Annotated in this window: 12 protein-coding genes and 1 rRNA gene; 2 read left to right on the top strand and 11 right to left on the bottom strand. The window is 72.8% G+C overall.

What is annotated here, in order from left to right; all coding sequences use genetic code 11:
* Positions 1–23 precede the first annotated feature (23 nt).
* The 6 genes from IE264_RS28760 to IE264_RS28735 form a co-directional block, all read right to left on the bottom strand.
* On the bottom strand, positions 24–1,118 hold the full coding sequence (locus tag IE264_RS28760) for a glycosyltransferase family 4 protein (protein ID WP_032758233.1): 1,095 nt from the start codon (positions 1,116–1,118) through the stop codon (positions 24–26).
* 180 nt (positions 1,119–1,298) lie between these two features.
* On the bottom strand, positions 1,299–2,126 hold the full coding sequence (locus tag IE264_RS28755; protein ID WP_051821893.1) for a hypothetical protein: 828 nt from the start codon (positions 2,124–2,126) through the stop codon (positions 1,299–1,301).
* 65 nt (positions 2,127–2,191) lie between these two features.
* Complete coding sequence (gene recN / locus IE264_RS28750; RefSeq protein WP_015607699.1) at positions 2,192–3,937, bottom strand: DNA repair protein RecN; 1,746 nt, start codon at positions 3,935–3,937, stop codon at positions 2,192–2,194.
* Between the two features lie 95 nt (positions 3,938–4,032).
* Entirely contained in the window at positions 4,033–4,938 is a 906-nt protein-coding gene (locus tag IE264_RS28745; protein ID WP_015607700.1) for an NAD kinase, read from the bottom strand.
* The gene (locus IE264_RS28740) at positions 4,935–5,750 is read right to left on the bottom strand and encodes a TlyA family RNA methyltransferase (RefSeq protein WP_032758232.1); all 816 of its coding nucleotides are present in this window, start codon (positions 5,748–5,750) and stop codon (positions 4,935–4,937) included. The genes IE264_RS28745 and IE264_RS28740 overlap by 4 nt, the downstream gene beginning before the upstream one ends.
* A 7-nt stretch (positions 5,751–5,757) precedes the next feature.
* Positions 5,758–6,042 carry a hypothetical protein gene (locus IE264_RS28735; RefSeq protein WP_078657514.1) on the bottom strand — a complete coding sequence of 95 codons (285 nt, stop codon included), beginning with the start codon at positions 6,040–6,042 and terminating at the stop codon, positions 5,758–5,760.
* A gap of 42 nt (positions 6,043–6,084) precedes the next feature.
* Between IE264_RS28735 and IE264_RS28730 the strand changes: the two genes are divergently transcribed.
* A complete protein-coding gene (locus IE264_RS28730; RefSeq protein WP_032758229.1) occupies positions 6,085–6,432 on the top strand; it encodes an SCP2 sterol-binding domain-containing protein in 348 nt (115 codons plus the stop codon).
* Between the two features lie 100 nt (positions 6,433–6,532).
* On the opposite strand, the gene IE264_RS28725 is transcribed toward IE264_RS28730, so the two are convergent.
* Together IE264_RS28725 and IE264_RS28720 are read right to left on the bottom strand one after the other, a co-directional pair.
* Entirely contained in the window at positions 6,533–7,333 is an 801-nt protein-coding gene (locus tag IE264_RS28725; RefSeq protein ID WP_015607704.1) for an ABC transporter ATP-binding protein, read from the bottom strand.
* Positions 7,334–7,491: 158 nt separating this feature from the next.
* Positions 7,492–8,544 carry an HAD-IIA family hydrolase gene (locus tag IE264_RS28720; protein ID WP_032758227.1) on the bottom strand — a complete coding sequence of 351 codons (1,053 nt, stop codon included), beginning with the start codon at positions 8,542–8,544 and terminating at the stop codon, positions 7,492–7,494.
* 71 nt (positions 8,545–8,615) lie between these two features.
* Between IE264_RS28720 and IE264_RS28715 the strand changes: the two genes are divergently transcribed.
* The gene (locus IE264_RS28715; protein ID WP_032758226.1) at positions 8,616–9,893 is read left to right on the top strand and encodes a DUF1015 family protein; all 1,278 of its coding nucleotides are present in this window, start codon (positions 8,616–8,618) and stop codon (positions 9,891–9,893) included.
* A gap of 67 nt (positions 9,894–9,960) precedes the next feature.
* Here IE264_RS28715 and IE264_RS28710 read toward each other — a convergent pair whose 3' ends face one another.
* The 3 genes from IE264_RS28710 to rrf form a co-directional block, all read right to left on the bottom strand.
* A complete protein-coding gene (locus IE264_RS28710) occupies positions 9,961–10,713 on the bottom strand; it encodes a tetratricopeptide repeat protein (RefSeq protein ID WP_032758224.1) in 753 nt (250 codons plus the stop codon).
* Positions 10,710–12,137: a hypothetical protein gene (locus tag IE264_RS38580; RefSeq protein WP_308428532.1), complete on the bottom strand. Its 1,428-nt coding sequence runs from the start codon at positions 12,135–12,137 to the stop codon at positions 10,710–10,712. The genes IE264_RS28710 and IE264_RS38580 overlap by 4 nt, the downstream gene beginning before the upstream one ends.
* A gap of 206 nt (positions 12,138–12,343) precedes the next feature.
* Positions 12,344–12,460 (bottom strand): 5S ribosomal RNA (gene rrf, locus IE264_RS28700).
* Positions 12,461–12,608: the final 148 nt, after the last annotated feature.

Below are 12,608 nucleotides of genomic sequence, written 5' to 3'. Positions count from 1 at the left end.
TCCGCCTCGCGCCGCAGGCCTCGTCAGCGCCCGCGCCCCGGGGCCGGCTGCGCCAACTCGTCGTACACGCTGAGCACATGGGCGATGGTGTCGTCCTCGGTGGGCCAGCCCGCCGCCTGCGCGCGTCCGGCCTCGGCCAGCCGCGCGCACCGCTCCGGGTCGCCCAGCAGCCGGGCGACCGTACGGGCGAGCGCCTCCGCGTTGCCGAACGGCACCAGTTCGGCGGCCTCACCGACCAGTTCGGGCACCCCGCCGACCTCGGTCGCCACCAGCGGCACCCCCAGCCGCAGCGCCTCCTGCGCCAGCAGCGAGCGGCCCTCCCACCGGCTGGGCAGCACGGCCAGATCGGCGGCGGCGAGCAACTCCCCCACATCGTCCCGGGATCCGATCAGCCGGACAGGCAACTCCTCGTCCCTGATGCGCTGTTGCAGAGCCGACCGGTCGCGCCCCTCACCCGCGATGACGAGCAGGGGTACGGGGTCGAGCCCGCGCCAGATGCGGGCGGCGTCCAGCAGGGTGTCGAAGCCGTGGTGCGGGACGAGGCTGCCGACGGCCATCAGCAACGGCCGCTCGACCGCGCCCAGTTCGGCCCGCGCCTTGCCGTCGTGCAGGGCGTCGGCCAGTCGCGGGACCGGGGCGGCGGCCGGGGCGAGCCGCGCGTCACGGGCCCCTCGGCCCCGCGCCCGGTCCACCAGGTCGGAGGAGGGGGCGAGGACAACGGCCGCCGCCCGCACGGCTCTCCGCTCCAGCAGGTGCAGGATCTGGCGGCGGGCGCCCTCGGCGTACCGGCGGGTGTGCCAGGTCATCACCAGCGGCACGGTCCGTCCGCTGAGGGCGAGGGCGGTGCGGGAGGCGGCGTGCAGCCCGTGGGCGTGGACCACGTCGGCCCCCGCGCAGGCGGAGCGCAGCGCGGCGACGGCGGCCGGGTCGCTGCGCCGGGGCACCGGCAGGAACCGGGCCCCGGTCGCCGTGAAGTCGTAGGCGTGGTCCACCGCGGGCGGGGCGCAGACGGTGACCTGCACCCCGCGCTCCACCAGCCCCGCGGCCAGCGAACCGACGTGCGCGCTGCTGCCCGCACTGCCGCCGCCCAGGACTTGGACCGTACGCAGCTGTGACACGTTGATTGGCTCCCGGGGTCCCCGAGTCGGCGGTAGGTACAGCGCCAAGGATGCCAGTCCGTACGCGCGTTCCGGCACTGGCGGAACGTTGCTGCCGGGCTCGCGGCGACAACCGACCGCACGGCACCACCCTCACGGGTGAATTCGAAGGCGCGAAGTTGCCGTCGTCGGCGCTCCCGCTCAGCGCCCCGAAGCCCCCGCCACCCCCGCCGCGCGCCTCAGCACCCCCGAGGCACGCCGGGCGACCGAGCTGATCCGCTCCCCGTTCGCTGCGGCCGCCACGAGCCCGGCGGCCAGGGCGACCCGTCCCGTACGGCCGGCGAGACTGCCAACGAAACGGCCACCGGGACGGCCACAGCGACGGGCCAGGGCGACCCCCAGCGCGGCCCCGAGCCCATGGGCCCCGGTGTCCCCGAGCATGGCGCGTTCCCCCAGATCGGCGGGGGCGAGCACCGCCGCGGCCGCCATCGGCCCGAAGGCCCCCGGCAGCCCGGAAGCCCCGAGCAGCACCACGGAACCCACGGCCACCCCCGGCCCCACGTCGACGAGGTTCACGAGATGGGCGGTACCGGCGATCACCACACCGGTCAGCACCCCGTCCACCACACGCTCCTCGATCAGCAGCCCGGCGAGCACCCCCGCCGCCCCGATCCCGAACAGCTTCACGGCCCCGCTGGTGACCTCACCCCCGCGCAGCGCCCCCAGATGGGCCCGGAACCCCCGGCGCGGGTCGTCGGCCCCCACGAGGTCGTCGTACGCCCCGCAGCCCGCGGCGGCCAGCACCGCGAGCACCCCGGCCGCACGGTCCCGGGCCGGTCCCGGGGCGGCGGCGATCCCGGCGGCCGCACCGAGCGCGGCCGCGGGTCCGGCGTACAGGGTGACGGTCCGGCCGGCGTGGTTGGTCCGCCGCCAGGAGGCGTCCGTACGGCGGCTCAGCACCGCGTACACCCCGGCGGCGACCCCTGCGCCCACGAGCCCTGCCACGGTCCTGCTCACGTTCTCACCCATGGGGAGAGCGTAGATACGCCTACGGGGCCGGACGGGAGACCCCCCGCCCGGCCCCGTACGCCGCGTCAGCCGTCCTTGCGGGCCGTGGCCAGCAGCTCCTCGGCGTGGGCGCGGGCCGTTTCGGAGTCCTCCTGGCCCGCCAGCATCCGGGACAGCTCCCGGACCCGGTCCTCGCCCTCCAGGACCGTGACCCCGCTCCGGGTGACCGAGCCGTCCACCGTCTTCTCGACCAGCAGCTGCCGGTCGGCGAAGGCCGCCACCTGCGGCAGGTGCGTCACGACGACCACCTGCGCGGACCGGGCGAGCTTGGCCAGCCGCCGCCCGACCTCGACCGCCGCCTTGCCACCGACGCCCGCGTCGACCTCGTCGAAGAGATACGTGGGCACCGGGTCGGAGCCCGCGAAGACGACCTCGACCGCCAGCATCACCCGGGACAGCTCACCGCCCGACGCGCCCTTGGCGATCGGCCGGGGCTGGGCCCCGGGGTGCGGGGCGAGCAGCAGTTCCACCTCGTCGGCGCCCGAAGGGCCGTAGACGACGCTCCGCCCGCCGATGTCGATGCCGGACGCCTCGTCGGACGCCTCGGTCTGCCGGATGGCGAAGGAGACCCGGGCGTGCGGCATGGCCAGCGAGGCCAGCTCCTCCGTCACCGCCTCCGCGAACCGGGCGGCGGCCTCCGTCCGGGCATCGGTCAACGCCTGGCCCAGCACGGAGAGTTCGGCGCGCAACGCGTCGCGCTCCGCCGTCAGCTCGCCGATCCGCTCGTCGTCGCCCTCCAGCTCGGTGAGCCGGCCCGCGCCCTCCTGCGCCCAGGCGAGCACGGCCGCGATGTCCTCGCCGTACTTGCGGGTCAGGGTGGTCAGCGCGGCCCGGCGCTCCTCCACGGCGGCCAGCCGCAGCGGATCGGCCTCCAGCTGGTCGGCGTACCCGGCCAGCTCGCCGGAGACATCGGCGATCAGGATGGAGATCTCGCCGATGCGGTCGGCCAGCGCGGCCAGCGCCGGGTCGTGGGCCCGGACCGACTCCAGGGCCTGCCCGGCGGCGGCGACCACGGTCGTCGCGTCGACGCCCTCCGGGTCCTCGGGGTTCCCCGCCAGCGCGGTGTGCGCGAGGGAGGCGGCGGAGGCGAGGGCCTCCGCGTGCCCGAGCCGCTCCGCCTCGGCGGCCAGCTCGGTGTCCTCCCCCGGCAACGGCTCGACGGCGGCGACCTCGTTCAGCCCGAAGCGCAGCAGATCCGCCTCCTGGGCCCGCTCCCGGGCCCGGGTGGTCAGCTCGTCCAAGGTGGCGGCGACGGTCCGCAGCCGCCGGTAGGCCGCCGCGTACTTCGCGTGCGGGACCTCCACGCCGTCCCCGGCGTACCGGTCCAGCGCCTGCCGCTGCCGCGCGGGCTTGAGCAGGCCCTGCTGGTCCGTCTGCCCGTGCACGGCGACCAGCTCGTCCGCCAGCTCGGTGAGGACCCCCACCGGCACGGATCTGCCGCCGAGATGGGCCCGTGAGCGTCCTTCCGCCGAAACGGTACGGCTGATGAGCAGCGCACCGTCGTCGAGTTCCGCCCCGGCCTCCTCGGCCCGCAGCGCCGCCGCGTCGCCCTCGGACACCGTGATCCTGCCCTCGACGACCGCGGCCTTGGCCCCGACCCGTACGAGGGCGGGGTCGGCGCGCCCGCCGAGCAGCAGCCCGAGGCTCGTGACGACCATGGTCTTGCCCGCGCCGGTCTCACCCGTCACCGCGGTGAAACCGGGTGACAGCTCCACCACCGCGTCGTCGATGACTCCGAGCGACCGTATCCGCATCTCCTCCAGCACGGACATGACCTTACGAGGTCCCGGGCCGGACGCGCGACGGCCCCCACTCCCGGATTCACTCTCCCGGGTAGGACGGGGGCCACCGGCGCTCCCGGGGACCGTCAGTGCGGCGCGCCCCGCCACCCCGAGACAGGCAGCGCGAACTTCGCCACCAGACGGTCCGTGAACGAGGCCTGGTGCAGCCGCGCCAGCCGTACGGGCACCGCTCCGCGCCGAACTTCGACCCGCGCGCCGGCGGGCAGCTCCACGGTCCGCCGCCCGTCGCACCAGAGCACCCCGTGCGGGGTGTGCGGCTGGACCTCGACGGCGAGCACCGAGGTCGGAGAGGTCACCAGCGGCTTGGCGAACAGGGCGTGGGCGCTGATCGGGACCATCAGCAGCGCCTCCACCTCGGGCCAGACGACCGGCCCGCCCGCCGAGAAGGCGTACGCCGTCGAACCGGTCGGGGTCGCACAGACGATCCCGTCGCAGCCGAACCCGGTGACCGGACGGCCGTCGATCTCCAGCACGACCTCCAGCATCCGCTCGGGCGACACCTTCTGCACGGCCGCCTCGTTGAGCGCCCAGTCGGTGTGCACGATGTCACCGTTGCTGTGCACGATGACGTCGATCGTCATGCGCTCCTCGACGTCGTAGTCGCGGGTGACGACCCGGGAGACCACCTTGTCGAGGTCGTCGCGCTCGGCCTCGGCGAGGAAGCCGACGCGGCCCAGGTTGACGCCGAGCATCGGCACCCCCGAGGCGCGGGAGAACTCCGCGCCGCGCAGCAGGGTGCCGTCACCGCCCAGGACGATCAGCAGCTCGCAGCCGTCCACGGCGGAGGGTGAGGTGTCAGTGACCGTCTCCACGGTGTCCGGGAGCGGCAGATCCGCCGCCTCGGTCGCCAGGACCCGCACGCCGAGCCCGTTGCGCAGCAGCCCCTGCACCACGAGCTCCGCGCTGCGGATCGCGGCCGGACGGCCGGTGTGCGCCAAAAGAAAGACTGTTCGTGCCGCATTCGTCGTCAACGAGGCCCCTCCGCCACTGCACGGTCGACATCCGCGGGATCCAGCTCAGGTGCACCGGCCCGCAGCCACAGAAAGTACTCGACGTTCCCGGACGGACCGGGCAACGGACTTGCCGTCACCCCGCGTACGCCGAGGCCGAGTCCCCAGGCCCGGCGCGCCACTTCGCGTACCGCTTCGGCGCGCAGCTCGGGACTGCGCACCACCCCTCCGCTGCCGAGCCGCTCCTTGCCCACCTCGAACTGCGGCTTGACCATGAGGACCAGGTCCGCGTCGGGCGCGGCGCACCGGGCGAGAGCGGGCAGCACGAGCCCGAGCGGAATGAAGGACAGATCCCCCACCACCAGGTCGACCGCCTCCCCGTCGATGGCCTCCAACGTCAACTCCCGCACATTGGTACGGTCCTTGACGACGACGCGTTCATCGGACTGGAGCGACCAGGCGAGCTGCCCGTAGCCGACGTCGACGGCGACGACCTGCCGGGCCCCGGCCCGCAGCAGGACATCGGTGAACCCGCCGGTCGAGGCCCCGGCGTCCAGCGCCCGGCGCCCCTCCACGGCCAGCCCGAGCGGGACGAAGGCGGCGAGCGCCCCGGCCAGCTTGTGCCCGCCGCGCGAGACGTAGTCGGGGTCGCCGTCGTCCTGGGTGACGACGATCGCGGCGGCCGTCTCGACCTGGGTGGCGGGTTTGGTCGCGGTGGTCCGGCCGACGGTGACCCGCCCCGCGGCGATCAGCTGACTCGCGTGCTCGCGCGATCGGGCGAGCTTGCGGCGTACCAGCTCGGCGTCGAGGCGGCGACGTGCCACTCCTGCCACGTTCGGTTCAGCTCCTGTTGTTGTGCGTGTCGTACGAAGGCGCCGGTACGGGACCGGGCCCGGGTGCGGCCGGACGGGCGTCCAGCGAGGTCAGCGCGGACTTGAGCCCACGGTGTACATCCTCGTACACCTCGGCGTGCCCGTCCGCCGGGAGGTGGTCCGCATCCGCCAGCCGCCCCAGCAGCCCGTCGACCTCGGCCCGGCCGGTGGGGGTGCGCCCGACGCCCAGGGGCGTGGGCTCCTCGGGCATGCTCATGGGCGGCGTTCCCGCCTCCGGCATCAAGTCGCTCATGCCGAAACGCTACCGCGACGGGCCGGTGTACCGTCGAGCACGATGGCGACCATGGCGGAGTGCCGCAGCGCACTGAGAAGACTTTCGGACAACCTCGCGACGGCCGACGGCGACGTACGCGGCGCCGCCGCGCTCGACCGCTCGCTGAGCTGTCACATCAAGGACCTCGACATCACGTTCACCGGCCGCCTGGCCGACGGCCGGATCCAGGTCGAGGACACGGTCGAGGGCCCGCCCCGCGAGAAGGCGGAGATCAGGCTGGCGATGACGGGCGACGACCTGGTGGCCCTGATCGACGGCGACCTGAACTTCGCGAAGGCGTGGGCATCGGGCCGCGTACGCCTGGAGGCCGGCTTCAGGGACCTGCTGAAACTGAGATCGCTGCTGTAGCAAGCAGCTCTCCCAGGACGTGCGGCGGCACAATCAAGCCCGTCCGGCAATTGAGGACAAAGCGCCCACCAGGGTGCCACCCGCACCCGTTCACCGATCCTCAGGCGGCAACCTTGCGCGCCTTGCGGGCGGCCGGCACGACGAGCGGCGTCCCGGTCTCGGGATCGTCGATCACCTGGCACCGCATCCCGAACACCCGCTCCACCAGCTCCGCGTCGACCACGTCCGAAGGCGCACCCTCCGCGACGATCGCCCCGTCCCGCATCGCGATGAGGTGCGTGGCGTACCGCGCGGCATGGTTCAGATCGTGGAGCACGGCGACCAGCGTGCGCCCCTGCGTCTCGTGCAGCTCCGCACACAGGTCGAGGACATCGATCTGGTGCTGGATGTCGAGGAACGTCGTCGGCTCGTCGAGCAGCAGCAGCGGCGTCTGCTGGGCCAGTGCCATGGCGATCCAGACCCGCTGCCGCTGCCCGCCGGACAGTTCGTCGACATAGCGGTCGGCCAGCTCGGCGACCCCGGTCGAGTCCATGGACTCCTGGACCACCCGCTCGTCCTCCGGCGACCACTGCCGCAGCAGCCCCTGGTGGGGGTAGCGGCCCCGGGCGACGAGGTCGGCGACGGTGATGCCGTCGGGGGCGATGGAGGACTGCGGCAGCAGCCCGAGCGTGCGCGCGACCTTCTTCGCGGGCAGCTGGTGGATGATCTGCCCGTCCAGCAGCACCTGCCCCCGGCTCGGCTTCAGCATCCGGGCGAGCGAGCGCAACAGGGTCGACTTGCCGCAGGCGTTGGGCCCGACGATCACCGTGAAGGAGTTGTCGGGTATCTCGACCGAGAGATCCTCGGCGATGACCCGCTGGTCGTAGCCGAGGGTCACCGATTCTGCGGTGAGGCGCTGCATGGTCGTACTCCCGGAGGCAGGGGGTGTCCGGCGGATCAGGGCCGGACAGGCCACCGATCAACACCAAGTTAGGTTAGCCTATCTTCCTCTTGGCGCCCCTCGTCCCGGACCACCGGTCAGACCCCCGGACGGCCCCCCGGCCACCGCTGCCTCTACTGCTACAACCCCAGCTCGGTGACGGCCTTCTCGCTGTCCAGCCCGCACACCCCGTCCCCGGCGAAGGTCCACGCGGCGCCGCAGAGCGCCCGCAGTCCGTCGAGCGGATCTCCCTCGCCCTCCAGGACCAGGGTCTCCCCGTCGCGTACGACCGCGGCCCACCCCCCGCAACGGAACACGGGGGCCGGATCGCCCTCCGCCCCCTCCGACGTGACCTCGGGCTGCCCGGTCAGCAGCCCCCGCAGGTCCCGGTCCACGTACGTCGGGCGGTGCTGCGGGGGCGCGGCGAGCAGCTGGGCCGCGTCCGTCACCCCGGTCAGGACGAGCAGCGAGTCCACGCCCCCGTTGAACGCGCCCTCGATGTCCGTGTCCAGCCGGTCCCCGACGACGAGCGGCCGCTTCGCCCCGGTCCGCAGCACGGTCTCCCGGTGCATCGGCGGCAGCGGCTTCCCCGCGACCTGCGGTTCGGCCCCGGTGGCGATCCGTACGACCTCCACGGCGGCGCCGTTGCCCGGCGCGATGCCCCGGGCACCCGGAATGGTCAGGTCCGTGTTGGACGCGTACCACGGCAGCCCGCGCGCGACGGCGTAGCTCGCCTCGGCGAACCGCCCCCACGCCAGGTCCGGCCCCCCGTACCCCTGGACCACGGCCACCGGGTCGTCGTCCGCCGACTCCACCGGCACCAGGCCGCGCTCCCGCAGGGCGACCAGCAGCCCTTCGCCCCCGATGACCAGCACCCGGGACCCGGCGGGCAGCTGATCGGCCATCAGCCGGGCGACCGCCTGGGCCGAGGTGATCACGTCGGCGGCCTCGGCGGGCACGCCCAGCTCCGTCAGGTGCTCCGCCACCGCGTCCGGCGGGCGCAGCGCGTTGTTGGTGACGTACGCGAGGTGCATCCCGTCGTCCCGCGCGGTGGACAGCGAGGCGACGGCGTGGACGATCGCCTCACCGCCCGCGTACACCACCCCGTCCAGGTCGAGGAGAGCCGTGTCGTACGCCTCGCTCAGCGCCGTACTGCTCCCCGACGGCCGGTACCTGTCGTGCTGCTGGCTCATATGACTCTGCTCCTCATTCGTGCCTCTCCCCCGATCATCGCGCATGCCCCATGCACACATACGATGCTCAAATGAACACTTCAGGTCCCGACGAGCAGGGGCTGCGGCTGATCCCGTTCCGCGGACTGCGTTACGTCCCCGAGCGGGTCGGCAGCCTTGCCGCGGTGACCTCGCCGCCGTACGACGTGGTCGTCAGGCCGGACGGTCTGCACCACCTGGAATCGGCGGACCCGCACAACATCGTGCGCCTCATCCTCCCCCAGGCGGACACCGCCGAGGACCGGCACCGGCAGGCGGCGAGGACACTGGAGCGCTGGCTGGCCGAAGGCGTCATCGCCCCGGACCCGGCACCCACGCTGTACGTCTACGAGCAGCGCAACGACGAGATCCTCCAGCGCGGCCTGATCGGCGCCCTGGCACTGTCCCCCGCCGCCGACGGGATCGTGCTGCCGCACGAGGACGTCATGGACGACATCGTCGCGGACCGCGCGGAGCTGATGCGCACGATGCAGGCCCACCTGGAACCGCTGCTGCTGACCTACCGCAGCGACGGCGCCGAGGAAGGCACCGCGGCAGTAATCGAGCGCACGGCCGAGCGCCCCCCGCTGCTCTCCACCACGACGGAGGACGGGTTCCACCACCGCCTCTGGGCCGTCACGGACCCCGCCGAGCGCACCGAGATCGAGACGGACCTGGCCCGGCACCAGGCGCTGATCGCCGACGGCCACCACCGCTGGGCCACCTACCTCCGGCTCCAGCGGGAACAGACCGCGCCGGGCCCCTGGGACTTCGGCCTCGTCCTCCTCGTCGACACGACCCGCCACCCGCTCCAGGTCCGCGCGATCCACCGGCTGTTGCGCGGCCTGCCGGTCGCCCGGGCGCTCGAAGGACTCGCGGGCCTCTTCCGGGTCCGTACGGTCGAGGGCCCGCTCCCCCGCGCGCTCGACGCCCTGGCCGGCGCGGCGGCGGAGGGCAACGCGTTCCTCCTCGCCGGCGACGGCGGCTTCCACCTGGTGGACCGCCCGGACCCGGCCCTGCTGGCCCGTACGATCCGGACGGACCGCCCCGAGGCGTGGCGCACCCTGGACGCGACGGTCCTCCACTCCGCGCTGCTGGACGACGTGTGGCAGATCCCCGACGCCCCCGAGCACATCGGCTACATCCACGACACCGAGGCAGCCGTCGAGCAGGCCGAACGCCTCGGCGCCACGGCGGTGCTGATGCACCCGGTACGCGAAGAGGTCGTCCGGGACCTGGCCAGGCAGGGCGTCACCATGCCCCGTAAGTCGACATCCTTCGGCCCGAAGCCGGCGACGGGCCTGGTCATGCGCAGCCTGACCGTCGACTGACGAGGCCGAGGGCAAACAGAAAGGGGCGGCACTCCCGAGGGAGTACCGCCCCTTTCCGATTCAGCGACTAGGCCTTGGCAGCCTCGTCGCCACGCTCGTCCTCGTCCTCGTCGTCCTCGTCGTCGCCCTCGGGCGCGTCGTCGACGGACGGAACAGTACCGACGGCCTCAGCGGCATCGGCGGACTCCACGACCTCGTCGTCACCCAGGGCGTCGACGAACTCCACACCGTCCAGCTCGGCCAGCCGGTCCGACGCGTCGGTCGAGCCGTCCTTGTCGGCCTCCAGGGCCTTGCCGAACCACTCACGGGCCTCGTCCTCGCGCCCCGCCTCGAGCAGCGCGTCCGCGTAGGCGTAGCGAAGACGCGGCGTCCACGGCTGGACGGAGCTGGAGGCGAGCTCGGGGCCCTGCAGCGTGACGATGGCGGCGTCGATCTGCCCCATGTCACGACGGGCTCCGGCGGCCACCAGCCGCATCTCGACCTGGCCGGCCTTGTCCAGCTTCTGCACCTCGGGCTCGCCCGCCATGGCCATCGCCCGCTCGGGCCGGCCGAGACCACGCTCACAGTCCGCCATGACGGGCCACAGGTCCACGGACCCGGTCATCCGCCGGGACGCCCGGAACTCGGCGAGCGCCTCCGCGTACCTCTGCGTCGCGTAGGCCGCGAACCCGGCCGCTTCCCGGACGGCGGCGACGCGCGAGGCCAGCCGCAGAGCGATACGGGCGTACGCGTACGCCTCCTCCGGGTCCTCGTCGAGCAGCCGGGCCACCATGACGAGGTTGCGCGCGACATCCTCGGCAAGGGTCTTCGGCAGGCTCATGAGCTCCTGGCGTACGTCCTTGTCGATCTCCTGACCGGTGACGTCGTCGGGGATGGGCAGCCGCTTGATCGACTCACGGTCCCGGTCCCGGTCGTCACGGCCACGGAATCCGCCACGGTCACGGTCGTCACGCTGGCCACCAGCGGGCCGACCACCACGATCGTCACGGCGGAAACCGCCGCCGGAGCCGCCACCGCGGTTGTCATCACGGCGGAAGCCACCGCCGCTGGGCCGGTCGTCGTCGCGACGCGGCCCACGCGGCCGGTCGTCACGACGCTCGAACCCACCACCACTGGGACGGCCGTCACGGCTGTCGTCACGCTGCTGACCACCGCGGTAACCACCACGGTCGTCATCGCGACGAGGCCCACGAGCCTGATCGCGGTCCCGGTCGTCACGGCGGGGCCCGCCACCACCGGTGCTACTGCCACGGTTGTCATCACGCCGGAAGCCACCGCCGGTGTTGCCACCGCGGTTGTCGTCCCGGCGGAACCCACCGCCGGTGTTACCACCGCGGGTGTCGTCACGGCGGAAACCGCCGCCGCTGGGCCGGTCGTCGTCGCGACGCGGCCCACGCGGCCGATCGTCACGACGCTCGAACCCACCACCACTGGGACGGCCACCACGATCATCATCGCGACGGAAACCGCCACCGGTGTTGCCACCGCGGTTGTCGTCCCGACGGAAGCCACCGCCGGTGTTGCCACCACGATCATCATCGCGACGGAAACCGCCACCGGTGTTGCCACCGCGGTTGTCGTCCCGACGGAAGCCACCGCCGGTGTTGCCACCACGATCATCATCGCGACGGAACCCACCGCCGGCGTTGCCACCACGGTTGTCGTCACGGCGGAAACCGCCACCGCTGGGCCGGTCGTCGTCACGACGAGGCCCACGCGGCCGGTCATCACGACGCTCGAACCCACCACCGGCGGGTCGACCACCACGATCGTCACGGCGGTAACCGCCACCGGTGCTACCGCCACGGTTGTCATCGCGACGGAAGCCGCCACCGGCCTTGCCACCACGGTCGTCACGGGGGAAGCCGCCGCCGCTGGGCCGGTCGTCATCGCGACGAGGCCCACGCGGCCGGTCGTCACGACGCTCGAACCCACCACCACTGGGACGGCCACCACGATCAGCATCGCGACGGAAGCCACCGCCGGTGTTGCCACCACGGTTGTCGTCCCGACGGAACCCACCACCGGTGCTACCGCCACGGTTGTCGTCCCGACGGAACCCACCACCGGTGCTACCGCCACGGTTGTCATCACGACGCGGCCCACGGTCCCGGTCACGATCCCGGTCATCGCGGCGGAAGCCGCCACCGGCGCCACCACCGGTCGGCCGGCTGTCATCACGGCGAGGGCCGCGGTCGTTGTCACGGCGAGGAGCTGCGGAACCGGACCGGTCGTCACGACCACCGCGGAAACCGCCCCGGTCACCACCGTCCCGGCGACGCGGCTCGCGCTCCGGACGATCGTCGGGAGAGTTGGTGGACATGGGTGTGACTCCTGTCTTCGGGTACCACAGACATTCTCGCGCAGCCGACCGTCCGACGCGCTTCGACAAAAACAAAAGGACCCCTGGTCCCAGCGTGAACGCTGGGACCAGGGGTCCTTGAAAGATTGTTCGGCGGCGTCCTACTCTCCCACAGGGTCCCCCCTGCAGTACCATCGGCGCTGAAAGGCTTAGCTTCCGGGTTCGGAATGTAACCGGGCGTTTCCCTAACGCAATGACCACCGAAACCCTATCGGGTTCTAGCGAACAAGCACACTCTTCAATTAAGTAGTGAAACTGTTCAACCGGTGCGATAACTGTTCGCAACCCGGGAACAACACAGTGGACGCGAGCAACTGAGGACAAGCCCTCGGCCTATTAGTACCAGTCAGCTC

It is taken from the genome of Streptomyces microflavus, from assembly GCF_014650075.1.
GTDB lineage: Bacteria > Actinomycetota > Actinomycetes > Streptomycetales > Streptomycetaceae > Streptomyces > Streptomyces microflavus.
The sequence above is the reverse complement of the archived record's forward strand: the minus strand, read 5'-3'. Positions and strand labels throughout refer to the sequence as shown.